Here is a 25,600-nt window from a genome sequence, read left to right as displayed (position 1 = left end):
AGCATGGTGCCCCACATTCTGCAGGCGCTCCACCGAGGAGGGACGGCATCATGTGGCGACGACCTCTGACTGCACTCGCGGTGATCGGCCTGGTCGCGGCGGGCTGCGGCGGCGACGACGGCGACAGCGCGGACGGCGACGGGGACGGCGGCGGCAGCATCACGCTGTGGACGGTGTACGACACGTCGGAGCGGATCGCGACGATGCAGCAGGTGCTCGCCGACTTCACCGCGCAGTCCGGCATCGACGTCGAGCTGGTCGGCGTCAGCGCGCCGGACCTGTCCCAGGCGATGGTGTCCGCGGCCGCCGCCGGTGACCTGCCCGACGTCGTCGTGCACGGCGTCGAGCTGGCCGCGGGCTGGGTCGCCGAGGGCATCCTCGACTCCGCCGTCGCCAGCGACCTGATCGACGAGCTGGGCGCCGACACGTTCAACGAGAGCGCGCTGGAGCTCATCCGGGTCGAGGACGCCGAGGGCGAGTACGCCACCGTCCCGTCCGACGGCTGGGGCCAGATGATCTTCTACCGGACCGACCTGTTCGAGGCGGCCGGCCTGGAGGAGCCGACGACCTACGACAGCGTCCTGGCCGCGGCCGAGGCGCTGAACGGGCAGGACGGGCTGTCCGGCTTCGCGCTGGGCAGCACCGGCGGCGACGGATTCACCATGCAGGTCTTCGAGCACGTCGCGCTGGCCAACGACTGCCAGTTGGTCGACGACTCCGGCGAGGTCACGCTGGACAGCCCGGAGTGCGAGGAGGCCATCCAGTTCTACGTCGACCTCGCCCAGTACGCGCCCACCGGCGCCGGCGACGTCGACACGACCCGGGCCAACTACCTCGCCGGGCAGACCGCGATGACGTCGTGGTCGCCGCACCTGCTCGACGAGCTGGCCGGCCTGTTCGCGGACACGCCGCTCACCTGTGCCGAGTGCGCCGCCGACCAGCAGTGGCTGGTCGAGCGCACCACGATGCTGCCGCTGTTCCAGGGCCCGTCCGGCGACGAGCCGACCCAGTTCGGGCTGACCATCAACCTCGGCATCACCACGTCGGCGGACACCGAGCCGGCGAAGGAACTGGTCCGCTACCTGGTCGGCGACGGGTACATGGGGTTCCTGTCCATCTCGCCGGAGGGCCGGTTCCCGATGCGCACCGGGCCGGAGGCCGGCGACACGTCCTACGTCGACGGCTGGTCCGAGCTCGCGGTCGGATCCGGGCAGGAGCAGCTGTCCGTCGGCGAGCTGTACGGCGACGAGGCGGTCCAGACGATCAGCGAGGGCGCCACCGGGTTCGAGCGCTGGGGCTTCCCGCAGGGCCAGGGCGCGCTGGTCACCGCGATGTACGGCGACCTGGAGCTGACCAACATCCTGCGCGACGCGCTGGACGGCACGATCACGCCGGCCGAGGCGGCCGCGCAGATGGACGAGAGCGCCTCCCGGCTCCAGTCCGACCTGGGCTGATGCCGGTGGCTGTCTCGCTGCGGGCACGCGAGGCGCGCGCCGGGCTGGCGCTGGTCAGCCCGACGGTGCTGATCGTGCTGCTGGTGGTGGTGCTGCCGTTCCTGTGGACGATCGTGATGTCGTTCCAGCGGCTGCGGCTGATCGACCTGCAGAACGTCTTCGACATCACGCTGACGCTGCGCAACTTCCAGACCGTGCTGGGTAGTGCCGACCTGTGGGAGATGGTGCGCACGACGCTCGTCTACAGCATCGGCGGGACGGTGCTGTCGGTCGGCGCCGGCCTGGCGACGGCGCTGGCGCTGCGGCACCGGTTCCCCGGCCGGATGATCATCCGGGCGTTCGTGCTGGTGCCGTACGTGATCCCGGTCGTGTCCGCCGCACTGGTGTGGCGGACGCTGCTGAACCCGCAGTTCGGGCCGGTCAACGTGTTCGGCGTCGACGTGCTGGGCTGGGACCGGCCGGTCGGGTTCCTCAGCGAGCGGTTCCACCGGGTCGAGCTGTTCGGCGCCGGCTTCGACGTGCCGATCGCACTGCTGACGGTCATCGCGTTCGAGGCGTGGAAGACGTTCCCGCTGGCGTTCCTGTTCATCCTGGCTCGCCTGCAGGGGCTGCCGCGCGACCTGGAGGAGGCGGCGCGCGTCGACGGCGCCACCCCGCTGCAGCGGTTCCGCTACGTCGTCGCGCCGCAGCTGTCCGGCGTCATCGCGCTGCTGGTGCTGCTGCGCTTCATCTGGACGTTCCAGAACTTCAACGACGTGTACCTGCTGACCCGCGGCGCCGCCGGCACCGAGGTCGTCGCCGTGCAGGTCTACCAATACCTGGTCTCGCGCAACGACGTCGGCGGCGCGGCGGCGCTCGGCCTGCTGATGTCCGTCGTGCTGATCATCGCGTTCGCCGTCTACTACCGGTACGGCGTGCTGAAGCAGGAGTCGGAGGTCTGATGGCGTCGCGGGAGGTGGTGGAGACTCGCGTCCTCGGGGTCGCGCGGGTGTTGTGGCTGGCGTTCGTGCTGGTCGCCTGCGTGCTGCCGCTCTTCTACATGCTGCTGCTGTCGGTCCGGCCGTTGCAGGCGGTGCTGCAGGACCCGCTCGGCCTGCCGTCACTGGGCGAGCTGAACCTGGCCGCGTACCGGCGGGTGGTCGCGTCGCCGGACGACGGCGGCTACGGCCTGCTCTCGTTCTTCGGCAACTCGCTGCTCGTCGCGCTGGGCTCGGTCGTGGCGACCGTGCTGCTGTCGGTGCTGGGCGCGTACGCGGCGACCCGGCTGCGCTTCCCCGGCAAGAACGTCGTCAACGTCTCGTTCTTCGCCGTCTACATGTTCCCCGGCATCGTCATGGCGATCCCGCTGTTCGTGCTGTTCTCGCGGCTCGGGCTGCGCGGCGAGCTGCCGGCGTTGATCGTCATCTACCTGGCGTCGACGGTGCCGGTGTCGGTCTACATGCTGCGCAACTATTTCCGGTCCATCCCGCAGGGTCTGGAGGACGCGGCGATGGTCGACGGCTGCAACCGGGCCCAGGTGATCGTCCGGATCGTGCTGCCGCTGGCGATGCCGGCGATCGCCGCCACGTCGCTCTACGTGTTCATGATCGCGTGGAACGAGTACCTGTTCGCGCTGCTCTTCCTGCTGGAGCGACGGGACAACTGGACGGTATCGCTCGGCCTGGCACAGCTGGACGACATCAGCGTGTCGGCGACGGTCCTCATGGCCGGGTCCGTGCTGCTCACGCTGCCGGTCGTCGCGCTGTTCTTCGCCGCCGAGCGGCTGCTGGTCGAGGGCCTCACCGCCGGGGCCGAGAAGGGGTGAGCATGACGGACATCGACGCGCCGGTGCGGCTGCTGGTGATCGGCGCCGGGAGCCGCGGCGGCACCGCGTACGCCGGCTGGTGCCTGCAGCATCCGGAGGCGGCCGTGGTCACGGGGATCGCCGACACCGACGAGGGCCGGCTGGCCGCCGTCGGCGACGCGCACGGCGTGCCGGCGGCGCACCGGTACACCGACTGGCGGACGGCGCTGTCGCGCCGCGGCCCCTGGGACGCGGTCGTCGTCGCCACGCCGGACCGGGTGCACGTCGACCCGACGCTGCGCGCGCTGGAGTTCGGCTACGACGTGCTGCTGGAGAAGCCGATGGCGCCGACGCCGAGCGAGCTGGACCGGCTGGTCGCGGCCGCCAAGGACCGGCCCGGCGCGATCACCGTCTCCCACGTCATGCGCTACACGCCGTTCTTCAACGCGCTGAAGCGGCTGCTGGACGACGGCGCCATCGGCGACCTGCAGGGCATCCAGCACGCCGAGCACATCGGCTACTGGCACTTCGCGCACAGCTACGTCCGCGGCAACTGGCACCGGACCGCCGACTCCAGCCCGATGCTGCTGGCCAAGGCCTGCCACGACCTGGACATCCTCCGCTGGCTGGTCGGCGCCCCGTGCCTGGCGGTCTCGTCGTTCGGCGACCGGCGGCACTTCCGCATCGAGAACGCGCCGCCCGGCTCCACCGACCGCTGCATCGACGGGTGCGCGGTCGCGGCCAGCTGCCCGTACAACGCCGAACGGTTCTACGTCGAGCAGTTGGCCGGCGTCGACACCTGGCCGGTCTCCGTCATCACTCGCGATCCGTCGCCGGAGGGACGGCTGCGGGCGCTGCGCGAGACCGACTACGGCCGCTGCGTCTACCGCATGGACAACGACGTCGTCGACCACCAGACCACGTCGCTGCGCTACGCCAACGGCGTCACCGCGTCGCTCGTCGTGTCGGCGTTCACGCAGCACAACACCCGCCTCATCACGATGATGGGCAGCCACGGCCAGATCGACGCCGACCTCGAGGCCGGCCGCATCTCCGTCACCCCGTTCACCGGCGCGGAGCCGTACGTCGAGCAGGTCGGTGAGAACCGCGGCGGCCACTCCGGCGGCGACGCCGGGCTGATGGCCGACTTCGCCGAGCGCACCCGGCGGCGACGGGCCGGGCTTCCGGTGCAGGCCGCGCCGAGCGCGTTCGAGGAGAGCCTGGAGAGCCACTGGGTCGCCTACGCGGCCGAGCGGTCCCGTCAGAACGGCACGATCGAGTACCTATGAGGCCGAACCTGCTGCTCGTCACCACGGACCAGCAGCGCCGCGACACCGTCGGCCCGGGCGCGCCGTCGTTCCTGCGCACGCCGCACCTGGACCAGCTCGCGCGCGGGGGCATCCGGTTCGACGCCGCCTACGCGTCGACGCCAGTCTGTGTGCCGTCGCGGCTCACGCTGCTGACCGGCCGGTCGGCGCTGCGGCACGGCATGACGCACAACGGCGCGACGTCGGACGTGCTGGCGCCGGGCGCGCCGACGTTGCCGGCCCGGCTCGGCGCGCTCGGGTACTCGACCACCGGCATCGGGAAGATGCACTTCACGCCGCCGCGGGCGCACCACGGCTTCGAAGAGCTGATCCTGCCCGACGACTACTACCGGACCGGTGTTCCGGCGATGCGGCACGGGCTCGGGCAGAACGAGCTGTCGCCGGGCCTGGCGACCGTGCCGGAGGCGCAGACGCTGACGTCGTGGCTGTCCGAGCGGGCGGTCGAGCACATCCGGCACCGGCGCGACCCGACCCGGCCGATGTTCCTGTGGCTCTCCTACAGCAAGCCGCACCCGCCGCTGGACCCGCCGGAGCCGTACTACTCGATGTACCGCGACGCGCCGATCCCTGACCCCGTCGTCGGCGACTGGGCCGGCGACGACGCACCGGCGGCGTTCCGGCGGCAGCGTCATCGCGGCTCGTTCGACCTGCTCGATCCGTCGGTCGTGCGGGCGGCCCGGGCCGCGTACTACGGGCTGGTGACACAGCTGGACTACAACCTCGGCCGGGTGCTGGCCGCGCTGCAGGACGCGGGCGAGCTGGCGCGGACGACTGTGGTGTTAACGTCCGATCACGGCGAGTTCCTCGGGGACCACCGCACCGGCAACAAGGTGTTCTTCCACGAGGCGGCCTCGGGGGTGCCGCTGATCGTGCGCCCGGCGGCGGGTTGCTCGTCAGTGCCGGCCGGGACGGTGGTGCGCACGCCGGTGACGCTGGCCGACGTGCTGCCGACGTTCGTGGCCGCCGCCGGCGCTCCGGCGCCCGAGGACGTCGACGGCGAGGATCTCGTCGCGCTGGCGGCCGCCGGCGACCGGCCGCGGGTCGTCGTCGGGCTGGCCGGTGGGGACGCCGGGCCGCCGGGCGTGCCGTACTACCTGGCCATCACGGACGGGCGGCACAAGTACATCTGGTATCCGGAGGGGCCGGCGGAGCAGCTGTTCGACCTGGCCTCGGACCCGCGGGAGCTGCACGACCTCGCCCGGACCGCATCCGTCGCCGACTGGCGCGACCGGCTGGTCACGGCGATCGTCGACGCCGGCGGCGAGCGGTACCTCGACGGCGGCGCCCTGCCCGCCGTCGAGCCGATGGAGGACACCGTCGCCGAGCAGCGGGCCAACGGCTGGCCCGGCTACCACACCGAGGCCTTCCACCTCGACGTCCGCCACTGACACCGCCCCGCCCCATGATCATCAATGATCGGCCGGATTCGATCATTGATGATCATGGGAGCTCGGCGGGGAGGTCGAAGGCGGGGAACAGTTCGGGGCCGAACGTGGTGACCTCGGCGATCAGGCCGTCCTCGACCCGGAGCACGTCGATCTTGAAGGCCGTGAACGCCGACTCGCCCGGTGGGCGCAGATAGCAGGCGGCCGCCGGCAGCCGGTTCGCCGTCGTGGGCAGCAGCCGCCAGTCGCCGTGCTCGGCGGCCGCCGCATGCAGCGGCGCCAGCGCGGCCCAGCCGTCGTAGCAGACCGGCTGCGGCGGCATCGTGACCCGGATGTCGTCGCGGACCAGCGCGGCCATCCGATCGGCGTCGGGGCGCTCGCTCAGCGCGATGTAGCGGTCCAGCAGGTCACGCTCGTCGGCGCTGAGCACGGTGCGCGACGGGCCGGAGTCCGGCCGCGGCGCGCGGTGCAGCGTCGCCCGCGCCCGTTGCAGCGCGCTGTTCACCGCCGGCACCGACGTCTCCAGGATCGCCGCCGTCTCCGCCGCCGACCAGCCGATCGCCTCGCGCATGATGAGCACGGCCCGCTGCTGGGCCGGCAGCGCCTGCATCGCCGCGACGAACGCCAGCTCGATCGTCTCCCGCCCGACGACGACGGCCTCCGGCTCGTCCGCGCTCGGCGCGACCTGGTCGAGCAGCCGGTCCGGGTAGGGCTGCAGCCACGGAACCTCGGCAAAGGAACGCACCTGCTCGGGCCGCCGGTTGCGCTGCCGCAGCAGGTCCAGGCAGGCGTTGGTGGCGATGCGGTAGAGCCAGGCGCGCAGGTTGCCGCCGTCGAACGAGTCGCGGTGCGTCCACGCCCGCAGCAGCGCCTCCTGCACGACCTCCTCGGCGTCGTCGAACGAGCCGAGCATCCGGTAGCAGTGCACGTGCAGCTCGCGCCGGTGCTGGTGGATGGCCGCCGGGAAGTCGTCCATCGGGACATTCTGCAGAACCGATGAGTCGGCGCGCACGGCGTCGTTACAGGGGGCATGAACACACTCACCCTGGACATCAGCATCTCCCTCGACGGCTACATCACGGCGGCCGGCCGCACCCCCGAGGAGCCCCTCGGACGCGGCGGCGAGCGCCTGCACGACTGGGTCCGCACCGAGAGCGGCGCGGCGCTGCTGAGCGAGGCCCTCGATGGCCTCGGCGCGGTCATCACCGGCCGGCGCAACTACGACGACGCCGTGCCCTGGTGGGGCGCCGACGGCCCGACCGGCGCGGCCCGGCGGCCGGCCGTCGTCGTGACGCACGAGGCGCCGCCGGAGTCACCCGAGAACGGCGTCTACACGTTCGCCACCGGCGGCATCGAGGACGCCCTCGCCCAGGCCCGGGCCGCGGCCGGCGACGGCGCCGTCTGCGTCATGGGCGGCGCCGACGTCGCCCGCCAGTACCTCGCCGCCGGCCTGGTCGACGAGATCTCGCTGCACGTCGTGCCGGTGCTGTTCGGCGACGGCACCCCGCTGTTCGACCGGACCACCGGCCACGTCGAGCTGGCGCCCGTCAGCACGGTGCAGACCGACGCCGCCACCCACGTGGTCTATCGGGTGATCCCGGCGGCGCGCAGCGCCAGGTAGCGCTGCTCCGGCACGCTCGCGGTCCGGCCGGCCGCCCGCAGATACGCCGCGCGGGCGCCGTCCGGATCGCCGGCCAGCTCCAGCAGGTGGCCGCGGACGGCGTCCAGCCGGTGCGTCTGCGCCATCCGCTCGTCGGCGTCGAGCGTGCCGAGCAGTGCCAGCCCGGCCCGCGGCCCGTGCACCATCGCGACGGCGACGGCCTTGTTCAGCGTGACGACCGGGCCGGGCGAGACCCGCTCCAGCACCTCGTAGAGCGCGAGGATCTGCGGCCAGTCGGTGTCGCCGGCGGTCGGCGCCTCGTCGTGGACGGCGGCGATGGCGGCCTGCAGCTGGTACGGGCCGACCGGGCCGCCGCCCAGCACGCCGGTGAGCAGTGCGACGCCCTCGGCGATCTGCGCGGCGTCCCAGCGGGACCGGTCCTGCTCGGCCAGCGGGACGGGGACACCGTCGGCCGTGCTCCGCGCCGCCCGGCGGGCGTCGGTGAGCAGCATCAGCGCCAGCAGCCCGGTGACCTCGCCGTCGCCGGCCGCCAACCCGTGCAGGAGCCGGGTCAGCCGGATGGCCTCCGTGGTGAGGTCGGCCCGCCGCGTCGCCGTGCCGGAACTGGCGGTGTGGCCCTCGTTGAAGATCAGGTACAGCACGTGCAGGACGGCGCGCAGCCGCTCGGCCCGCTGCTCCGGCGGCGGCGGGCCGAACCGGGCGCCACCGGCGCGCAGCCGCTGCTTGGCCCGGCTGATCCGCTGTGCCATCGTCGCCTCGGGCACCAGGAACGCGGCCGCGATCTCGGCCGTCGTCAGCCCGCCGACGGCGCGCAGCGTCAGCGCCAGCTGGGCCGGCAGCGGTAGCTCGGGGTGACAGCACAGGAACAGCAGCGTGAGCGTGTCGTCGGACTGCTCCACCTCACCCGGCTCGACGAGGTCGAGCGCGGCCACCGTCTCCTCGCGACGCCGGCGCGCCTCCGCGCTGCGCACCTCGTCGACGAACCGGCGCGAGGCGACCGTCACCAGCCACGAGCGCGGGCTGTCCGGCACGCCGTCGGCCGGCCACTGCGTCGCGGCCGCCAGCAACGCCTCCTGCACGGCGTCCTCACACGCGTCGAACTGCCCGTACTTGCGCACGAGCATGCCGAGGACCTGCGGCGCGGCGGCGCGCAGCAGGTCCTCGACCGCGTGGTCGGTCACAGGTCCGGTGGGGCGTCCATCGCCGGGCGGACCTCCAGTCGGCCGGCGTACTTCGCGATCTGCCCGGCGATCTCCAGCACCCGTTCCTCGCTCTCGACGTCGACGACCCAGAAGCCGATCAGCGACTCCTTCGCCTCCGCGAACGGCCCGTCGGTGGCGACCGGCAGCCCGTCCTGCAGCTCGACCGTCTTCGCCGTCGACGAGTCGGCCAGCCCCTGCTGGAAGACAAGCTCGCCGGAGTCCTCCAGGTCCTTGTCCAGCTGGACCATGAAGCCGATCATCTCCTCGATCCACTCCTTCGAGGCCGTGCCCATCATCGTCTCGGCGTCGCCGAACATCATGATCATGTACTTCATCAGGTGCTCCCGTCTCGTGTGCGGCACTGTCGGCAGTGGGTCGGAGCCGTGCCCCGGTTCTCGACAGCTCGGTCAGCGGTCGTCGCCCTGGACGGCGCAGCGGATCGGCTGCATGGCGGTGAGGGCGGCCTTGTGCGCGTCGTCGACGGGGATCGCGGTGGGGATCTCCTCGCCGTCGCCGAGGTCGATCCACGCGGTGAAGCCGTACGGCCGCTTCGCGTCGCCGATCGCGTGGCCGGTACAGCCCAGGACGTCGGCGACGATGCGCAACTGGCCGGGCGGCAGCGCCGGGTCGGCCTGCGGCGTGATCGTGAACAGCACGCTGCCGCGGGTGTCGGTGACGACGGCCGGCACGGCGCCGCCGTCGACCCGGGTCACCGTGAGGACGCCGGTGAGTGTGTCGTCGTCGCGCGGCGTGAGCGGGCCCATCGTCAGGGTGACGGCCTCGGCCAGTGCGGCATCGCGGCAGTCGGTGCGCAGCAGCCGGTCCAGCGTGCCGTTGGGGTGGGGCAGGTCGAGCACCAGCGCGTGCTCGCCGCCGCCCTCGGCGGTGGCCCGTAGCTCGACCCGCGACTCGACCGCCGCCGAGTCGATGCCGTCCGGGCACGTGGCCAGGCCGTACTCGACCTGGAGGTCGCGTGGGGTGTCGCCGGGTGGGATGGTGACGTCGAACGGCTGCGGGCCGGTGGGCTCGAAGGAGTCGCTGAGCAGTTCCGCGGACGTGACGGTGACCGGCACGGCGCCGTGGTTGGTGACGGCGATGACGACCAGCCCGGACCGGTTGAACGAGCGCCGGATCTCGGCCGTGACGGTCAGCTCCGGCACCGGGCCGTCGTCGTCCCCGGCGGCGACGTCGTCCTCACCGTCGGAGGTCAGCGCCAGGATGGCGGCCACGGTGCCGGCCAGGATCACGGTGACCAGGAGCATCAGCAGGAACCGCAGCCGGCGCATGGTCCAGTATCTCCCCGGGAGCGGTCAGGCGGCAGGGGTCGGCAGCGGCCGTCCGTCCAGCGCGGCCAGCGCCAGCAGCACGGTCGCGCCGGTCAGCCCGAGCGGCGCGACGGCGGCCGGGCGGCCGTCGGCGGTGACCTTCTCCGGCAGCGCGCCGAGCGCCGTCCGGCGCAGGTCCAGCCAGCTCAGCAGCCGGTGCGCGAGCGCGGTCTCGCCGAGCGACGCCGCCGTCAGCGCGTGCAGCGACACCTGCGGCGTCCAGCCGGTGACGAGGTCGGTCCACTCCTCGCCGGGGCGGACGCCGCCGTTGCCGACGGTGGTCGCGTCGACGGCGTCGCGCCAGGCCGCCGCGACCGCGTCGTCGCCGGCCGGGGCGAACGGCGGGAGCAGGAACGCCACGGACGCGTCCCGGCCACCGTCGCCGCTGATCCGCCGGGTGTAGCCGTGCGCGCCGAACCCGGCGGTGACGGCGTCCGCCAGCCGCTCGGCGCCGTCGGCCGCGCGCGCCGCCAGCCCGCCGCCGTCCGCCCCATCGAGCAGGCGCAGCAGGTCGCGTCCGGCTCGCAGGCCGAGCAGCAGCGGCGCCGCCGAGCCGAGCGTCGCCTCGTCGAGGTCGATCTCCCAGAAGTCCTGCGACGCCCGCGGCAGCCCGGTCAACGGGTCCAGCGCGGCCAGCGCGGCCTCGACGGCGGCGCGGATCATCGGCGCCAGCGAGCCGGGGTCGCGGCCGGTCGCGCCGGCCCACACCCACGTCGCCCACAGCGTCCAGCCGATGCCGTCGAGCTGCAGCCCGCGGTCATCCGGCACGTCGCGCGAGCCGTCGGGCAGGTAGCGCGCCTGCCAGGTGCCGTCCGCCTCCTGCATCGCGGCCACGTACGCCAGCAGCGCGTACGCCGGCTCCGGCCGGCCGCACACCGTCAGCGCGGCGGCCATGTAGCCGGCGTCGCGCGGCCACACGTAGCGCCAGTACGGGCTGCCGGCCGCGACCGCGGCGCCGTTCGGGAACGTCAGCACGCCGATGTCGACCAGCGCCTCCTCGGCCATCGCCCGGTACGGCGTGTCCCGGCCGGGCAGCTCGGTGGCCGCGAGCAGCTCGCGCGCGGCGTCGACCTCGTCGGCGGTGGGTACGGCCGCGCCGGTCAGCGGACCGGAGGCCGGGTCGAGGTAGCCGGTGCCGGGCAGCCGGCGCAGCCCGCCGTGCGGCGGGACCAGCAGCGGCGCGCCGTCGGCGCCGATCACCACCCCGTCGGAGTAGAGGCGCGTCTCCGGCGACCACGCCGTGCCGCGGGTGCCGAGCACTGCTGTCTGCATCGGCACACCCTAAGCACGGACGCGCCGGACGCGCCCCTGGACGTAGATCTCGATCAAGGCTTCCGCAGGCTGTGTTCCTGCGGCAGGGTGGGAGTGACAGACGCGGCGTCGCCGGGTCCTCTCTGAGGAGGGTCTCGTGATCACCAGCACGATGATGGACGTTCCACTGCAGATCCGCCGGCTGCTCGAGCACGGAGCGACGATCCACGGCGGCAGCCGCGTCGTCACGGCGACCGGAACCGCGTCCGGCCTGCACGAGACGACGTTCGCCGACGTCGCGCGCGGCGCGGCCCGGCTGGCCGGCGCGCTGGCGGCGCTGGGCGTGCAGCCCGGCGACCGGGTCGCGACGTTCATGTGGAACAACAACCGGCACGTCGAGGCGTACTTCGCGGTCCCGGCGATGGGCGCGGTGCTGCATCCGCTGAACATCCGGCTGTTCCCGGAGCAGATCGCGTTCACCGCCAACCACGCCGCCGACCGCGTCGTCATCGTCGACAACTCGCTGCTGCCCGGGTTCGCCAAGCTGCTGCCGTCGCTGAAGTCGGTGCGGCACGTCATCGTCGCCGGCGCCGCCGACCGCGGTGTCCTGGAGGGCACCGGCGTCGGCGTGCACGACTACGAGTCGCTGCTGGCGGCGCAGCCGGTCACCTACGACTGGCCCGAGGTGGACGAGCGCGCGGCCGCCGCGATGTGTTACACGTCCGGCACCACCGGCCACCCCAAGGGCGTCGTCTACAGCCACCGCTCCATCTATCTGCACGCGCTGGCCGAGGCGATGCCCGACGTGTTCGACCTGTCCGCGCGCGACCTGCTGCTGACCGTCGTCCCGCAGTTCCACGTCCTGGCCTGGGGACTCCCGTACGCCGCGTTCGCCACCGGCACGTCGCTGGCGATGCCGGACCGCTTCCTCGCCCCGGAGCCGCTGGCCGCGTTCATCGCCGCGGCCCGGCCGGCCAAGGGCGCCGGGGTCCCCACGGTCTGGATGGGGCTGCTGCAGTACGCCGACGCGCACCCGGAGGCGGACCTCTCCTCGCTGACCGACCTGGTCGTCGGCGGGTCGGCGATGTCGGAGGCGCTGATGCGCGGGCTGGACGCGCGCGGCATCACCGGCCTGCACGCGTGGGGCATGACGGAGATGAGCCCGCTCGGCACGCTCTCCCGGCCGCCGGCCGGCGCCAAGGAGGAGGACGTCGACGGGTACCGGCTCACCCAGGGCCGGTTCGCCGCGCCGGTCGAGGCCCGGCTGGTCGGGCCGGACGGCGAGACGATCACCTGGGACGGCGCGTCGGTCGGCGAGCTGGAGGTCCGCGGCCCGTGGATCACCGGCTCGTACTACCTGGACGACGACGAGGAGCGCTTCGACGAGGGCTGGCTGCGCACGGGCGACGTCGGCACCATCACGCACGACGGCTACCTGCGGCTGACCGACCGCGCCCGCGACGTCATCAAGTCCGGCGGCGAGTGGATCAGCTCGGTCGAGCTGGAGGGCCACCTCGCCGCCCATCCCGACGTCGTCGAGGCCGCCGTCGTCGGCGTGCCGGACGACACGTGGGGTGAGCGCCCGCTGGCCACCGTCGTCATCAAGGAGGGCGCGTCGGTCGAGGTGTCGGAGCTGCGCGAGTTCCTGTCCACGAAGGTGGCGAAGTGGCAGCTGCCGGAGCGCTGGGCGGTCGTGCCGGAGATTCCGAAGACCAGCGTCGGCAAGTTCGACAAGAAGATCATTCGCGCGGCCTACGCCCACGACGACCTGAACGTCACTACGCTCGGCTGAATGCCGGTCGAGTTCATCGGAGCCAACCCCTGCGCCACGCTCATGCGCGCCGACGCCCGCGCCGGGTTCGTCTCGCTGTGGGAGGCGGAGTGGAGCACGGAGGGGTCCGGGCTGGCCGTGCTGGCCTGGGTCGACGGTGACGACGTCGTCCGGCTGCTCACGCCCGACGCGACGCTCGGCGGCTGGCTGGCCGAGACGTTCAGCCGCTGGTTCCCGGAACTGGAGGGACTGCCGGAGATCGGCGACCCGGTCGAGTGCGACGTCGTCGAATGGCACATCGGCTCCGACCACGCCCGCGCGAAGGTGGTCGGCGCCGACGGCAGCCGCGTCGTCACGACGATCAGCCGGCCGGTCGAGACGCGGCCGGGACAGGCGGTGGACTGGCGGCTCGGCGGCGTGCCGTGGACACTGACCAACCTGCTCACGTTCTGCACCGACGCGACGCTGGAGGTCGACGGCGCCCGGGTGCTCGGCCGGCCCGAGGTCGGCGCCGCGGACGGCCGGGCCCACTCGTCCGCCGTCATCGCGACGCACGAGACGTGGTCCCGGCCCGTCTCCTAGTCGCCCTCCTCGGCCAGGCGCTTGATCGTCGCCAGGCGGGTCTCCCACGCGGTGGCCAGCTCGCTGAGGTCGCGGGCCGCCTGCGCCAGCCGCTCCGGCCGGGTCCGGTAGCGCACCTCGCGCCCGGCCCGCCGGCTGCTGACCAGGCCGGCGTCGTCGAGCACGGCGAGGTGCTTGACGATCGCCTGCCGGGTCACCGGCAGCGCCTGGGCCAGCGTGCTGGCGCTCGCCTCGCCCCGCTCGGCCAGCAGGTCCAGCAGCTGCCGCCGGGTCGGCTCGGCGAGCGCGACCAGCACCGCGTCGAGCAGGTTCATGCCGGGGTCGACTCCGCGTAGGTGCGCAGCTCGTCCAGCTCTGCCTGCCAGCCCGCGGTGTTCTGCTCGACGTGCTTCGCCTGGGCCTCCGGGCCGCCGGCCAGGTCCTCGAACCCGGTCTCGACCACCCGCAACCGGGTGCCGTCGCCGTCGGGGCTGAGCGTGAACTCGACGCGGGTCGAGTTGCCCTCGCCCGGCGCGCCGTCGTCGAGCGCCCAGCGGAACGCGAACGTCGTGTGCGGCTCGACGGTCTCGACGATGCCGCGCGAGACGCCGTACTCCTTCCAGGTGAGTGTGAGAGCGCCGCCGGGCCGCAGGTCGATCTGGGCGCCGGCGTCGGCGAACCAGGTGCCGAGGTGCTCGGCCCGGGTGACGATCTCCCAGACCCGCTGCGGGGTGGCGGCGATGACGATGTCTCGTTCGATGCGGTCGGTCATTCCGTGCCTTCCTCTCTCCTTAGTGCAACCTCAGGGTTGCACATGTTGGTGTGCTTGTGCAACCCGCGGGTTGCTGGTCGACGTGGGCTAGCGTGAGCGGTGTGAGCGTGCTGATCGACACCGACTCGCTCGGCCGGCGGCTGGCCGCGGGGGAGCGCACCGTGCTCGTGGACGTCCGCTGGAAGCTCGGCGACCCGCACGGCCACGACCACTACCTGGCCGGTCATCTGCCCGGTGCGGTCTACGCCGACCTGGAGACCGAGCTGGCCGCACCGCCGTCACCGTCGGCCGGCCGGCATCCGCTGCCGTCCGTCGAGGTGCTGGAGGCGGCGGCCCGGCGGTGGGGCGTGCGTGCTGGCGACACCGTCGTCGCGTACGACGATCTCGGCGGGATGTCCGCGGCGCGGGCGTGGTGGCTGCTGCGCTGGGCCGGCCTGTCCGACGTGCGGCTGCTCGACGGCGGGCTGGCCGCCTGGACGGCGGCCGGCGGCGAGCTGGAGACGGGGCCGGTGACGCCGCCCGCCGGTGACGTGGTGCTGCGGCCCGACTCCCTGCCCACCCTGGAGGTGGAGTCCGTCGCCGGGTTCGCCGACGGCGGGATGCTGCTGGACGCGCGCGCCGGGGAGCGGTTCCGCGGCGAGACCGAGCCGATCGACCCGCGGGCCGGGCACATCCCGGGGGCGGCGAGCGCGCCGACCACGGAGAACGTCGACGCCACCGGCCGGTTCCTGGACCCGGCGGCGCTGCGCGCCCGCTTCGCCGCCCTCGGCGTCGACGGCTCCCGCCCCGTCGGCGTCTACTGCGGCTCCGGCGTCACAGCGGCGCACGAGATCGCCGCGCTCGCGCTCGCCGGCATCGACGCGACGCTGTACCCGGGCTCGTGGTCGCAGTGGTCCGCCGACCCGGACCGCCCCGCCGCCACCGGCCCCTGACCGGTGAGACTGCGTCCGCGCGCAGCTCAGCCAGCGTCGCCATGCCCGTTCGGCATCCGACCACAACGTCGCAGGTGGCGCGCGCCGTTCCTCCGACGTTGTCGGTACCCGCCCATAGGGTGGGTGCCCTCCCAGCCGGGCGGGCTGCATCTCCCGGCCGCCGCCGCGATTCCGGCCGCGACCCGGCAGCCGGAACGTCAGCCGCGGAGGGCGGCGACGATCGCCGGCTCCCGGCCGGCCAGCGCGGCCAGCGCCGAGCGGGTCCGGCCCGGCTCACCGGTCGCCGCGAGGTTCAGCAGCCCCGGATCGCCACGGCGCTGACCGGCCTCGATCCGGTCGGCGGCCATCGTCATCCGCCGCCGGACGTGAGCTAGGAGCTCCAACGGCGTCACGTCGCCATACGCCGACGCCATCGACCGCAGCCGCCGCGCGACGTCGTCGACCGGCGACGAGGTCCGCAGCGGCACCGACATCCACGCGACGAACGCCAGGTCGTCCAGCGCGACGCCCGGCCCGGCCATGTCCCAGTCGACCACCCCGACGACGCGGTCGCCGGACGCGATCCAGTTGTAGGCGGCCGGATCGTTGTGGCAGACGATCTCGCCGTCGGCCAGCGCCCGCCGCCCGTGCCGCCACGTGACCTCGCCCGCCGGCCGGTATCCGGCGACGGCGTCGTGGAAGCGGCGCAGCCAGCGCACCCCGTCGGCCAGCAACGCGTCGGAGACGACCTCGTCGCGCGCGATCGCCCGGCCCGGGATCAGCCCGAGCACCTCGCGTCCCCGCTCGTCGACGCCATGGACCGGCGGGACGCCGTCCAGACCGGCGGCGCGCAACCCGTCCAGCAGGGCGTGCACCGCCGGCGTCCACGGGCCGGCCGGCCGCCGCACGGTGTCGCCGACCCGGACGGCGCCGTCCGCCCGGCCACCCGGCAACGGCGTCTCGGCCTCGCTCACCGCTCGATGCTGCCACACGCCGGACATGGCACACTTGCACCTGCCTGGAGGGCTGCCGGAGTGGCCGAACGGGGAACTCTTGAAAAGTTCTAGGGCGGGGCCCTCTCCGTCCTCATGGGTTCGAATCCCATGCCCTCCGCTTGGACTCGCCGAACGCCGACGCCATCGACCGTGTCGCCGACCTGGTGTCGGGGCTCGGCATCGCCGCGCGCCCACTCCGGGAGACGCTGTCCGCCCTGGTCAGCGGCCCGATCACGCTGGACGACCTGGTCCGGCGGCACGCCGTCCCGCGGCGGCTGGTCGAGCGGCTGCTGGAGGCGCTCGGCGGCGATCTGCGGACCACGGCACGCGGCTACACCGTCCGCGACGGGTCGCGGTACCGGGAGCGGTTCGGGCTCGACGGCCTGACGGTGACCGCGCTGCCGGGCCCGGCCGACCCGCCGCCGGACGACGAGGTCGCGCGGCGCCTCGCCGCGGTCATCGCGGCCGCGCCGGCGGCGGTCGCCGCGCTCGATCACGTCCCCGCGACGCCGGTCACCGCGCTGCGCCGCGCGCTCTGGTTGAACAGCACGTTCGACCTCGACGGCGCGACGCTGGTCTGCGTCGGCGACCACGACCTCACGTCGATCGCGGTCGGCCTGGTCAACCCGCGGGTGAACGTCGTGGTCGCGGACCTGGACGAGACGCTGCTCCGGTTCGTCGACGAGCAGGCGGCGGAACTCGGGCTGCCGATCCGGACCGCCTACGCCGACTTCCGGTTCGGCCTGCCCTCAGCCGTCCGCGAGACCGGCGACCTCGTCTTCACCGACCCGCCCTACACCCCTGAAGGCGTCCGGCTGTTCCTCGCCCGCGGCCTGGAGAGCCTGCGCGACCGCACGAACGGCCGCCTCGTCATGGCCTACGGATACGGACGGCACCAGCCGGCGCTCGGGCTGAAGGTGCAGCGCGAGCTGGTCGACCTCGCGCTCGCGACCGAGGCGATCCTGCCGCACTTCAACCGCTACACCGGCGCCCAGGCGGTCGGCAGCGCCAGCGACCTCTACGTGTGCCAGCCGACGACGGCGACCTGGCCGGCGCTGGCGCGGTCGGCGCAGCAGCCGGTGAACATCTACACGCACGGCAGCCAGTCGCTCGAGGGCGCCCGCCCAGCCGCCGACGACGTGCTGACGGCGCTGCTGGCCGCCGCCGCGGGACCCGAAGCGCTGCCCGTCGGCGCGCTCGTCGCCCCACGTCGACCGTCCGGGGACGGGTCGCCCGTCGGGGTCGCCCTGTCCGACGTGTTCGCCGGACGAGCCGCGGCGGCGATCCCGAACGCGCGCTCGGCCGCGGTCGCCGTCCACCTCGTCGGCGATCCGGGCGGCTGGCTGCTGCGGACGCTGCTGGCGCTCGACGCACGCCGGCTCGCCGCCGCCGTCCAGAACAACCACCCCGCCGTCACCTCCCAGGCCGGCCAGCAGGACCTGCAGCGGCTGGTCGGGCCGAAGTGGCGGCTGCGGTTCCGGCGCAGCACACCGGATTCCAAGCACGCGATCGTCGAGGCTGCCGAGGTGCCTGCCGCGGACCTGCCGCCGGACGCCGTCGCGCGGAGGTTCCTGCTCGACCACGCGCACCGCCGGCTGAGCTCCGCCTGGCGCGACGCGCTGATCAAGGCGAGCCGGCGAGCCGGCGGGGAGCCGCTCACCAAGAACGAGGCGCGCCGCCTGGTCGACGAGTCCGGCGTGCCCCCGTCCGTGCTCGACGCGCCGCTGATCGAGCTGCCCGTTCACCGCATTGCCGCGATCATCGACCGCAATTGATCGTTATGCCCACCTCGCACCGTTGTGATCGCTAGCCTGGACGCAGGTCACGGACGTTTTCGATCGTCATGCACGGCGAGTTTGCTCGCCACATCACTGGCGGTCAGGCATCCTTGACACAGGGTGGGGACGCGCCGGGGGCGGCGCACGACAGACAGGTAGGAGACCATGAGCGCACAGGTGGCCATCGTCTGCGACCAATGCGGCGACCTGGGAACCACGGGCACGACGCCGCACCATGCCCGCGCGACGCTGTCCGGCTGGACCCGCCGGCACGGGCTCGATCTGTGCCCGCTGTGCCGGATCATCGCCGAGAACCGGGCACGGATGGCCTCCACGGCCTGACCTGCAGGCCCGTGACACACTGGGGCCGTGACACGCACCGTCTACGGCCCACCGGTCCAGCTCGCGGTCCGCGGTGTCGGGGTAGGCGCCGCCGGTCTCGGCCTGATCACCATCGCGCTGATGGTCGTGCTGTCGGTCGACCTCGCCGGCTGGCTCGAGGGCACGCTGCTCGTGCTGCTGGCGCTGGCGTCGCTCGTCTGCCTCGTGGTGCTGGTGGTCGGCGTGCTGCGGGTGTTCGGCCGCGGCACCAGGCTGGTGCTCGACGACGACGGCTTCGTCAACGCGACGGGGTTCGGCGTCGGGCGGCGGGTGCCGTGGCGCGACGTCCGCAAGGTCCAGACCGATGGCACGATCGTCTCCGTCGACCTCTCCGGCGGGCGGCAGAGCCTCATCCGCACCACGTCCATCGACGTCGAGCCGCGGACGCTGGCCCGGGAGCTGCGCGGCCGGCTGAACCAGGACCGCGGCTACCGTCCGCTCTCCGGTCAGGACGAGCTCGGCTGAACGGTTGCAATTCCGGCAGGCCGGGCGAGACTTGGGTGGGTGCGTAGGGCTCTGCTCCTGCTGCTGACCGCGCTGACGATGACCGGATGCGCGGCCGGCGACGGTGGCGACGACGGCGGCCGCACCCCCGAGGCGCCCTGGGCGGCGGGCCCGACGCCGTCACCCATGCCCGACGGGCCCGGCGACGCGACGTCCGGGCCGCGACCGCTCGGGCCGGACGGCGTGGGCCGCTCGCCCAGCCCGACGCCGACGCCGGACCCGCCGGCCACGCTGCCCGACGGCGCCCGGACGATCCTGCCGACGCACCGGCTGGTCGGCTTCTCCGGCGGCCGGTCGCCGTCGTTCGGCCGGCTCACCGAGGACGGGCTGGACGCCGCGGCGGCACAGATCGACGCGCTCGCCGCCCAGTACGCGGCCGACGGGCGCACCGTCCTGCCGGTGTTCGAGCTGATCACGGTGGTCGCGCACGGGTCACCGGCGGCCGACGGGCTGTACCGCACGCACGAGCCCGACGACGTCATCGCCGCCTACCTCGCGGCGGCCCGGCGGCACGGCGCGCTGCTGCTGCTCAACATCCAGCCCGGCCGGTCGGACTTCCTCGACGAGGTGACCCGGCTGGAGTCGTGGCTGACCGAGCCCGACGTGGGCCTGGCGCTGGATCCGGAGTGGGCCGTCGACCCCGGTGAGGTGCCCGGCCGCGTGTACGGCAACACGACCGGCGCCGAGCTGGACTCCGTCGCCGCCTACCTGTCCACGCTGGTGGCCGAGCACGACCTGCCGGAGAAGGTGATGGTGTTCCACCAGGTGCACGCGTCGGTCGTCGCCGACGAGGCGACGCTGCAGCCGCACCCGGGCGTCGTGTCCATCAAGAGCGTGGACGGCATCGGCACGCAGGCGGAGAAGGAGCAGACCTGGCGGACGCTGATGGCCACCAAGCCGCCGCACGTCGCCGCCGGATTCAAGCTGTTCTTCGACGAGGACACCGAGCGCGGGCCGCTCATGACGCCGGCGCAGGTGCTGGCGCTGACGCCGGTGCCCGACTACGTGCTGTACGAGTAGGTCAGCAGACGCTGCCGGCGTCGACCGGCTCGTCGGCCGCGGGCTCGTCCGTCGCACCTTCGGTGGGTTCCTCGGCCGGCTGCTCCGCCTCGGCGTCGGCGTCGTCGGAGGCGTGCTCGATCGCGGCGCCGGAGCCGTCACTGGCCGCGTCGTCGGCGTTCTGCCCGGTCGCCTCGGTGGTGTCACCGGGCGTCCCCGTCTCGCCCGGGTCCGGCGTGGCCGCGTCGTCCGGTGCGGTGAGGATCTCCTGGACGCGGGCGTGCAGCGCGTCGTAGTCGGGGTCGGCGGACGTGGTGCCCATGCTGCCGAAGAACTCGTTGTCCAGCGTCAGGCTCTCCAGCGGCTGCGTGCGGACCTTCACCATCAGCTCGATCAGCGCCGGGAACAGGTCGGCCGGCACGTCGGACGTGATGATGTCGCCCGCCGCCGAGGCCAGGCTCTGGTACTGGCTGAGCAGCGTCGCCGGGTCGACCTTGGCGACGATCGCGTTCATGACGCAGCGCTGGCGCTCCATGCGCTCGTAGTCGTCGCTGCCGCAGCGGGAGCGGGCGAACCAGAGCGCCTGGAACCCGTCGAGGTGCTGGTTGTCGCCCTGCTGGATGTAGCCGTTGGCCTCGGTGCAGGTGCCATCGGGCAGGCTCTTGTTACCCCATGGGATGTCGCGCGGAACGTTGACGGTGATGCCGCCGAGCGCGTCGACGACGGCCTCGAAGCCGGCGAGGTCGACCATGATGAAGTAGTCGACGTCGATGCCGAGCGCGCCCTCGACGGCCCACTTGGTGGCGTCCGCGCCCGGGTCGCCGACGCCCTCGAACACCTCGGGGTGATCGCGCGGCACGTTCGCGTAGACGGCGTTGAGCATCCACTCGCCGGCGTCGCCGCCGCCGCTGAAGCCGTTCGGGTAGGCCGCTGCCAGTGGCGTGCCCTCGGGGAACGGGAAGTTCTGCAGGTTGCGTGGCAGCGAGATCATCGTCGTCGCGCCGGTGTGGGTGTCGATGCTGGCGAGGATCTGGGTGTCCGGACGCAGCCCGGACCGGCCCTCGCCGGCGTCACCGCCGAGGAACAGCACGTTGAGCCGCGGCTTGTCCGCCCACGGGTCGGACGTGTCGACCTCGGGGGTGGTGTTGCTGGCGCCGCTGGAGGAGATGTTGCCGACCAGCTCGCGCTGGGTGAACGCGTACCGCGAGCCGACCGCCATCGGCGCCACGACGACGGACGCGCTGACGATGACGACGAGCGCGCCGGCCAGCCGCTTCCCGGTGGGCAGGCCGTCCGGTTCGAGCGAACGATGCGTGCCGAGGGCGATCAGCAGCCACGCCACGGCGCCGGCCGCGAGCGCCGTCCCGACGATCAGCATCATCTGCCGGTCGCCGCCGTAGGACGCCAGCTCCGTCGGCGGGATCAGCACGACGACGGCGAGCCCGAGGATCATCAGGGCGACGAGGATGACGAGCACGGTGGTGCCGAGGCGGCGCTTCCCCGCGGCGATCAGACCGGTGCCGGGGATCAGCGAGCCGAGCGCGGTGAGTCCGATGAACCGGCCGTAGCGTTGGTTCCGCTGCTGCCGTCGCTTCTGCAGCCGAGCGCGTCGAGCACCCTGAGCTCGTCGTGCGCGCTGCACCTGCCGGTCACCTCTCATGATCCGCTCTATCCGCCGAAGCCAGGATAATCACACCGCAGCCCGGTCCAGGCGGACGTCCGGGCGACCGCCTCTGATACAAGACGCGCGAACCGGTGGATAAGTTGCGAACGTGACCACGGTCACGGTCGCAGCAGCGCCCTGACGTCGGCGTCCTCGACCTGCCGGAAGTCGTCGTACCACTCGCCGACCGCCATGAACGACTCCGGGATCCGCAGCACCACGACCGCGTCGGCCAGCTCCGCCAGCTCGTCGATGGTGTCCCTCGGACCCACCGGCACCGCGACGATCGTCGCCGTCGGCCGCGGCTCGGCCGACGCCACCAGCTCGGCCGCCGCTCGCATCGTCGCACCCGTCGCCACCCCGTCGTCGACCAGCACGACCGTCCGCCCTGCTGTCTCCACAGGCGGCCGGTCGCCGCGCAGCAGCCGCTCCCGGTCGCGCGCGGCCGTCTGCGCCCGCTCGAAGACCGCGTCGATCTCGTCCGGCCGCAGTCGCGTGCGCCGGGCGACCTCCCCGTTGACGACGCGATGCCCCGACGCCGTGACCGCGCCCAGCGCCAGCTCCGGCTGCCACGGCACGCCGGCCTTCCGCACCACGAGCACGTCCAGCTCGCCGCCGACGGCCTCGGCGACGGGCCGCGCGACCGCCACCCCACCTCTGGGCAGCCCCAGCACCACCACCTCACCGGCGTCGCTGAGCTGCTCCTGGACGGCCACGCCCAGCAGCTCACCGGCCTCGCGACGATCGCGCCAGGCTCGCTCGTGAGATCTCACACCATCTGACTTTGCCGTCTCCGGCGCCGGAACGGTAGCCTTGCGTCGCCCGGTGTTGCACTCAGTGCTCCGCCAGGCATGGAGGCGTCGCCTAGCCCGGTTTATGGCGCCCGCCTGCTAAGCGGGTTGAGGGCTCAAACCCTCTCGCGGGTTCAAATCCCGCCGCCTCCGCACCACCAGCACGAATACCGAGGGCCGGTCCTGACCAGGACCGGCCCGACGTGCGTCCGGTCTCAGTTCTGGTCTCAGTGTCATTTGATGCCATTGATGGCCAGGGTCGCCCGCCACCATCCTCGCCAGCAGCGTGCGTCGACAGCTGGAAGTGCCATATCAGCCCGGCCGGGACGCCGGCGTCGGCCGCCCGCGCTGCCTGGGGCACCAGCACGCTCGGAGACCACGGCCAGACGCTCGGATCATGCAGCGCTTCGACGACTGCCGGGTCCGGTGGCGGCTCGGCGGAGGCGACCAGCGGTTCGAGGACGGGTTCTTCGCAACGCAACGGGCGCAGTCCTGCGCTCACGGCGGCCCGCACGTAGTCCCCGATCGAGTGGCGATGGCTGGTCACCCGGACGGGACGGCCATCCGGTCCGCCCAGGGACGGGATCCAGCCACGGAGCACGGTCTCGGGATGCATGTCGGACAGCACCACGTGCCCTCCCGGGCGGAGTACTCGCGCGAACTCGGCGAGCACCGGCGCGAGGTCACGGACGTGGGTCAGGGCCAGCGCGCAGACGACCAGATCGGTCGTGGAGGCGGGCACCGGGAGCGCGGTCAGATCGCCGGGCTGGAACGTGGCCTCGGGCACCCGGGTGCGCGCTCGGACAAGCATCTCCGCCGAGCTGTCCACGCCGAGCACCCGGTGACCGCGGTCGGCCAGCAGCCGGGAGATCCGGCCGGTCCCGCAGGCGGCGTCCAACGCATCACCGGCCGGAAGCCCGTCGACGATGTCGGCGATCACGGGCTCGTCCACATCGAAGGCGGGATTGCCCGGCTCGTCATAATCCCGGGACCACTGGCGGTAACCCGTGACCGTATCCACCCGGCCCACGTCGGCGGCCACCCGAGTCAGTGAGTCGTCGTCGAGCAGCCGCCGGATCTCCGCCACCCGCGATTCCACCGCGTCACGGCCGCCACCGTCGGCCAGGGCGCGCAGCAAGGCGATGCCCTCGATTCCGAGCGCGTAGGCCAGCGGGCTCTCGTAGACCATGTGCCTGACGCTAACGATCCTCCAGCCCCGCCGACGACCCATTTTCGGCCCTATCGATCGGAGCGCTCCGCCTCCGCATCACCAACGCCTTGCGGTCCCAATGAACCGCCCTCGGCACGCGACGGCCCAATGCAGGGGATTGGAATCCGCGCTGACCTGCTCGTACCACCGGAGCGCTTCGTCGTACCGAGCCGCGGGGTGCTCGCCGGCAGATCCAAGACGGCATCCTCCCAAGGTCATCCCAGGTTCCACGTGCGTTCCGGCCCGGATCCGTTCCTCGACCGTTATCGACACGGCCAGGGGCTGGTCCGATTTCTGTTGCTAGTGTCGGGACCGCTTCGACGTGCTCACGAGAGGTTTCCGCAGGTGATCACTTCGACCAAGCGGTCCGCGGTCGCGGCTGCCCTGGTTCTGTCCGCTGTCGCGCTGGCCGGCTGCGGCGGTGACGACGACCCGGTCGCGGAGTCGACGCCGACACCGGCGTGGGACTCGACTGCCCCCGCACCGGCCCCGACCGACGCCGAGGGGGAGACGCCGGCGGCGACACCCGCGGCGGACGACACCGAGGCACCCGCCGCCGACGGCGGACAGGACGGCGGCGACGGCGCAACAGGACCGGCCGGCGGCGATGCCGCGGGCGCACCCGCAGGCGAAGGCGACACCGGCAGCGACGGGGCCGGCGAGCAGCCCGACCCGGGCGGCGCCGACGAGGACCCACCGGCCGGCGACCCCGTCGCCCAGCCGATCGACGCGTGCACACTCGGAGTCGAGGCGATCGCCGCGCTGATCGGCGCGAACCCGACGCCGGAGGACACGTCGGCGGCCGACGGGTTCGGGCCGGGCTGCGCGTGGACCGGCGCCACCGGCCAGGAGCTCGTCCTCAGCATCTCCACGTTCGACGACTGGGTCAGCGCCGCCGACCTGCTCGGCGGCGGCACCGAGGACGTCACCAGTCTCGGCACCGAGGCCTGGGCGTCGCTGAGCGCGCCGTCGAACCTGCAGGTCGCCTGGCGCCGCGACGACGTCTCGGTGACGCTCGCCGCCAGCGTGGCCAGTGGCGGCGACACGCTCGTCGACGTCGCGCGGATCGTCGACGCCGCGTTGCTGGCGGCCGGGTACTAGCTGATCACGTAGTCGTCGCCGACGGCGGCCTGCAGCTCGGCCTTCGACACGTCGGCGGAACCGGGCGCGGACAGATGCCAGCGGTGACCGAACGGGTCGAACAGCCACCCGCCGCGGCCGTGCGGCGAGTCCGTGACCGGACGGTCGACCGTGGCGCCGGCGGCGACCGCCCGCTCGAACAGCCCGTCGACGTCGGCCACGGTGAGGACGAGCGACACCGACGAACGGCCCGGGGTCGGCGCGTAGACACCACCCTCGGGCCACTCGTCGGCGATCATGACGAGCGCCCCTTCGACGGTGAACTCGGCGTGCCCGATCGAGCCGGTCGCCGGGTCGGTCCAGCGCGACGTCTCGACCGCGCCGAACGCGGCGGCATAGAACTCGAGCGCCGCGGCGGCGTCGGCGACACAGAGATACGGCGTGACAGTGGCCATGGCGTTTCTCCTATGTCAAGCCGCTGCTGCGAGGTTCGGCGCGGTTGCGGTTGATGGGTTGTTCTTCAGGGTGTTGAAGACGGTTCGGGCGAGTCGTCGTTTGAGGGCTCGCAGGGCTTCGGTGGTGGTGTCGCCGGTGGCGATGCGTTTGTTGTAGTAGGCACGGCCGAGTCCGTGCAGTCTGATCTGGGTGACCGCGATGCGGTGCAGGGCGGCGTTGAGTTGCCGGTTGCCGGATTTGTTCATGCGCACGCGGCCCTTGGTCCGGCCCGACCACACGGGGACGGGGGCGACACCGGCGTGCATGGCGTACTTGGCTTCGCTGGCGAACCGGGTGATGCCGGCGGTCTCGCCGACGATCTTGGCTGCGGTCAGCTCCG

The 25,600-nt window shown here is 73.1% G+C and carries 26 protein-coding genes, 2 tRNA genes and 1 pseudogene; 16 read left to right on the top strand and 13 right to left on the bottom strand.

Features of this window, described 5'->3' with window-relative positions; translation table 11 throughout:
* Nucleotides 1-50: 50 nt before the first annotated feature.
* Genes C1I92_RS01005 through C1I92_RS00985 form a run of 5 tightly spaced genes read left to right on the top strand, consistent with a single transcriptional unit; the run spans nucleotide 51 to nucleotide 5,953 of the window.
* Complete coding sequence (locus tag C1I92_RS01005; RefSeq protein ID WP_111252795.1) at nucleotides 51-1,454, top strand: ABC transporter substrate-binding protein; 1,404 nt, start codon at nucleotides 51-53, stop codon at nucleotides 1,452-1,454.
* On the top strand, nucleotides 1,454-2,395 hold the full coding sequence (locus C1I92_RS01000) for a carbohydrate ABC transporter permease (RefSeq protein ID WP_111252794.1): 942 nt from the start codon (nucleotides 1,454-1,456) through the stop codon (nucleotides 2,393-2,395). Before C1I92_RS01005 ends, C1I92_RS01000 begins: the two co-directional genes overlap by 1 nt.
* Nucleotides 2,395-3,258 (top strand): carbohydrate ABC transporter permease, encoded by an 864-nt coding sequence (locus C1I92_RS00995; RefSeq protein WP_111252793.1) that lies wholly within the window; start codon nucleotides 2,395-2,397, stop codon nucleotides 3,256-3,258. Before C1I92_RS01000 ends, C1I92_RS00995 begins: the two co-directional genes overlap by 1 nt.
* A gap of 2 nt (nucleotides 3,259-3,260) precedes the next feature.
* On the top strand, nucleotides 3,261-4,526 hold the full coding sequence (locus tag C1I92_RS00990; protein WP_111252792.1) for a Gfo/Idh/MocA family protein: 1,266 nt from the start codon (nucleotides 3,261-3,263) through the stop codon (nucleotides 4,524-4,526).
* Nucleotides 4,523-5,953 carry a sulfatase-like hydrolase/transferase gene (locus C1I92_RS00985; protein ID WP_111252791.1) on the top strand — a complete coding sequence of 477 codons (1,431 nt, stop codon included), beginning with the start codon at nucleotides 4,523-4,525 and terminating at the stop codon, nucleotides 5,951-5,953. The genes C1I92_RS00990 and C1I92_RS00985 overlap by 4 nt, the downstream gene beginning before the upstream one ends.
* 52 nt (nucleotides 5,954-6,005) lie before the next feature.
* On the opposite strand, the gene C1I92_RS00980 is transcribed toward C1I92_RS00985, so the two are convergent.
* Nucleotides 6,006-6,926 carry an RNA polymerase subunit sigma-70 gene (locus C1I92_RS00980; RefSeq protein ID WP_111252790.1) on the bottom strand — a complete coding sequence of 307 codons (921 nt, stop codon included), beginning with the start codon at nucleotides 6,924-6,926 and terminating at the stop codon, nucleotides 6,006-6,008.
* 54 nt (nucleotides 6,927-6,980) lie between these two features.
* Between C1I92_RS00980 and C1I92_RS00975 the strand changes: the two genes are divergently transcribed.
* Nucleotides 6,981-7,571, top strand: coding sequence for a dihydrofolate reductase family protein (locus C1I92_RS00975; protein WP_111252789.1), 591 nt, complete (start codon nucleotides 6,981-6,983; stop codon nucleotides 7,569-7,571).
* Here the strand turns inward: C1I92_RS00975 and C1I92_RS00970 are convergent.
* The 4 genes from C1I92_RS00970 to C1I92_RS00955 all read right to left on the bottom strand — a co-directional run bounded on the left by C1I92_RS00970 (nucleotide 7,535) and on the right by C1I92_RS00955 (nucleotide 11,370).
* Complete coding sequence (locus C1I92_RS00970) at nucleotides 7,535-8,752, bottom strand: RNA polymerase sigma factor (protein ID WP_199520834.1); 1,218 nt, start codon at nucleotides 8,750-8,752, stop codon at nucleotides 7,535-7,537. The two genes, C1I92_RS00975 and C1I92_RS00970, sit on opposite strands and share 37 nt — an antisense overlap.
* The gene (locus C1I92_RS00965) at nucleotides 8,749-9,108 is read right to left on the bottom strand and encodes a YciI family protein (protein ID WP_111252788.1); all 360 of its coding nucleotides are present in this window, start codon (nucleotides 9,106-9,108) and stop codon (nucleotides 8,749-8,751) included. Before C1I92_RS00965 ends, C1I92_RS00970 begins: the two co-directional genes overlap by 4 nt.
* A gap of 72 nt (nucleotides 9,109-9,180) precedes the next feature.
* Entirely contained in the window at nucleotides 9,181-10,059 is an 879-nt protein-coding gene (locus tag C1I92_RS00960; protein ID WP_111252787.1) for a hypothetical protein, read from the bottom strand.
* A 24-nt stretch (nucleotides 10,060-10,083) separates the two neighbouring features.
* A complete protein-coding gene (locus tag C1I92_RS00955; RefSeq protein WP_111252893.1) occupies nucleotides 10,084-11,370 on the bottom strand; it encodes a glycoside hydrolase family 15 protein in 1,287 nt (428 codons plus the stop codon).
* 139 nt (nucleotides 11,371-11,509) lie between these two features.
* Between C1I92_RS00955 and C1I92_RS00950 the strand changes: the two genes are divergently transcribed.
* Both C1I92_RS00950 and C1I92_RS00945 read left to right on the top strand, forming a co-directional pair.
* On the top strand, nucleotides 11,510-13,141 hold the full coding sequence (locus tag C1I92_RS00950) for a long-chain fatty acid--CoA ligase (RefSeq protein ID WP_111252892.1): 1,632 nt from the start codon (nucleotides 11,510-11,512) through the stop codon (nucleotides 13,139-13,141).
* Entirely contained in the window at nucleotides 13,142-13,702 is a 561-nt protein-coding gene (locus tag C1I92_RS00945) for a hypothetical protein (RefSeq protein WP_111252786.1), read from the top strand.
* Here C1I92_RS00945 and C1I92_RS00940 read toward each other — a convergent pair.
* Nucleotides 13,699-14,016 (bottom strand): ArsR/SmtB family transcription factor, encoded by a 318-nt coding sequence (locus tag C1I92_RS00940; protein WP_111252785.1) that lies wholly within the window; start codon nucleotides 14,014-14,016, stop codon nucleotides 13,699-13,701. The two genes, C1I92_RS00945 and C1I92_RS00940, sit on opposite strands and share 4 nt — an antisense overlap.
* Nucleotides 14,013-14,453, bottom strand: a complete 441-nt coding sequence (locus tag C1I92_RS00935) for an SRPBCC family protein (RefSeq protein WP_111252784.1) — start codon at nucleotides 14,451-14,453, stop codon at nucleotides 14,013-14,015. Before C1I92_RS00935 ends, C1I92_RS00940 begins: the two co-directional genes overlap by 4 nt.
* Before the next feature lie 101 nt (nucleotides 14,454-14,554).
* On the opposite strand from C1I92_RS00935, the gene C1I92_RS00930 reads away from it, so the two are divergent.
* On the top strand, nucleotides 14,555-15,385 hold the full coding sequence (locus C1I92_RS00930; protein WP_199520833.1) for a sulfurtransferase: 831 nt from the start codon (nucleotides 14,555-14,557) through the stop codon (nucleotides 15,383-15,385).
* A 197-nt stretch (nucleotides 15,386-15,582) separates the two neighbouring features.
* On the opposite strand, the gene C1I92_RS00925 is transcribed toward C1I92_RS00930, so the two are convergent.
* Nucleotides 15,583-16,338, bottom strand: coding sequence for a phosphotransferase (locus C1I92_RS00925; RefSeq protein WP_199520832.1), 756 nt, complete (start codon nucleotides 16,336-16,338; stop codon nucleotides 15,583-15,585).
* 46 nt (nucleotides 16,339-16,384) lie between these two features.
* Here C1I92_RS00925 and C1I92_RS33590 point away from each other — a divergent pair.
* The 5 genes from C1I92_RS33590 to C1I92_RS33580 all read left to right on the top strand — a co-directional run bounded on the left by C1I92_RS33590 (nucleotide 16,385) and on the right by C1I92_RS33580 (nucleotide 20,042).
* Nucleotides 16,385-16,477, top strand: a tRNA-Ser gene (locus C1I92_RS33590).
* 1 nt (nucleotide 16,478) lies between these two features.
* Nucleotides 16,479-18,134: a bis-aminopropyl spermidine synthase family protein gene (locus C1I92_RS00920; protein WP_111252781.1), complete on the top strand. Its 1,656-nt coding sequence runs from the start codon at nucleotides 16,479-16,481 to the stop codon at nucleotides 18,132-18,134.
* A 168-nt stretch (nucleotides 18,135-18,302) separates the two neighbouring features.
* Nucleotides 18,303-18,479, top strand: a complete 177-nt coding sequence (locus tag C1I92_RS33585) for a hypothetical protein (protein WP_158563860.1) — start codon at nucleotides 18,303-18,305, stop codon at nucleotides 18,477-18,479.
* 27 nt (nucleotides 18,480-18,506) lie between these two features.
* Nucleotides 18,507-18,983 carry a hypothetical protein gene (locus C1I92_RS00915; protein ID WP_111252780.1) on the top strand — a complete coding sequence of 159 codons (477 nt, stop codon included), beginning with the start codon at nucleotides 18,507-18,509 and terminating at the stop codon, nucleotides 18,981-18,983.
* A 39-nt stretch (nucleotides 18,984-19,022) separates the two neighbouring features.
* On the top strand, nucleotides 19,023-20,042 hold the full coding sequence (locus C1I92_RS33580) for a hypothetical protein (RefSeq protein WP_158563856.1): 1,020 nt from the start codon (nucleotides 19,023-19,025) through the stop codon (nucleotides 20,040-20,042).
* Between the two features lies 1 nt (nucleotide 20,043).
* Here the strand turns inward: C1I92_RS33580 and C1I92_RS00905 are convergent, their stop codons facing one another.
* Together C1I92_RS00905 and C1I92_RS00900 are read right to left on the bottom strand one after the other, a co-directional pair.
* Complete coding sequence (locus C1I92_RS00905) at nucleotides 20,044-21,681, bottom strand: LCP family protein (RefSeq protein WP_111252778.1); 1,638 nt, start codon at nucleotides 21,679-21,681, stop codon at nucleotides 20,044-20,046.
* A 122-nt stretch (nucleotides 21,682-21,803) separates the two neighbouring features.
* Nucleotides 21,804-22,457 carry a phosphoribosyltransferase gene (locus tag C1I92_RS00900; protein ID WP_199520831.1) on the bottom strand — a complete coding sequence of 218 codons (654 nt, stop codon included), beginning with the start codon at nucleotides 22,455-22,457 and terminating at the stop codon, nucleotides 21,804-21,806.
* 80 nt (nucleotides 22,458-22,537) lie between these two features.
* On the opposite strand from C1I92_RS00900, the gene C1I92_RS00895 reads away from it, so the two are divergent.
* Nucleotides 22,538-22,628: transfer RNA gene (locus C1I92_RS00895), tRNA-Ser, on the top strand.
* Between the two features lie 508 nt (nucleotides 22,629-23,136).
* Here the strand turns inward: C1I92_RS00895 and C1I92_RS35515 are convergent.
* A pseudogene (locus tag C1I92_RS35515) lies at nucleotides 23,137-23,664 on the bottom strand (class I SAM-dependent DNA methyltransferase); the annotation flags it as partial.
* 366 nt (nucleotides 23,665-24,030) lie between these two features.
* On the opposite strand from C1I92_RS35515, the gene C1I92_RS00885 reads away from it, so the two are divergent.
* A complete protein-coding gene (locus tag C1I92_RS00885) occupies nucleotides 24,031-24,786 on the top strand; it encodes a hypothetical protein (RefSeq protein ID WP_111252777.1) in 756 nt (251 codons plus the stop codon).
* Here C1I92_RS00885 and C1I92_RS00880 read toward each other — a convergent pair.
* Nucleotides 24,783-25,220, bottom strand: coding sequence for a VOC family protein (locus tag C1I92_RS00880; protein ID WP_111252776.1), 438 nt, complete (start codon nucleotides 25,218-25,220; stop codon nucleotides 24,783-24,785). The genes C1I92_RS00885 and C1I92_RS00880 overlap by 4 nt on opposite strands.
* A 15-nt stretch (nucleotides 25,221-25,235) precedes the next feature.
* On the bottom strand, nucleotides 25,236-25,600 hold a 365-nt coding region (locus C1I92_RS00875; RefSeq protein WP_146604968.1), incomplete at its 5' end, for a transposase.

It is taken from the genome of Jiangella anatolica (assembly GCF_003236295.1).
In the GTDB taxonomy this organism is placed as follows: Bacteria; Actinomycetota; Actinomycetes; order Jiangellales; family Jiangellaceae; genus Jiangella; species Jiangella anatolica.
Note: the sequence above shows the minus strand (reverse complement) of the source record. Positions and strands in the feature narration are given on the sequence as shown.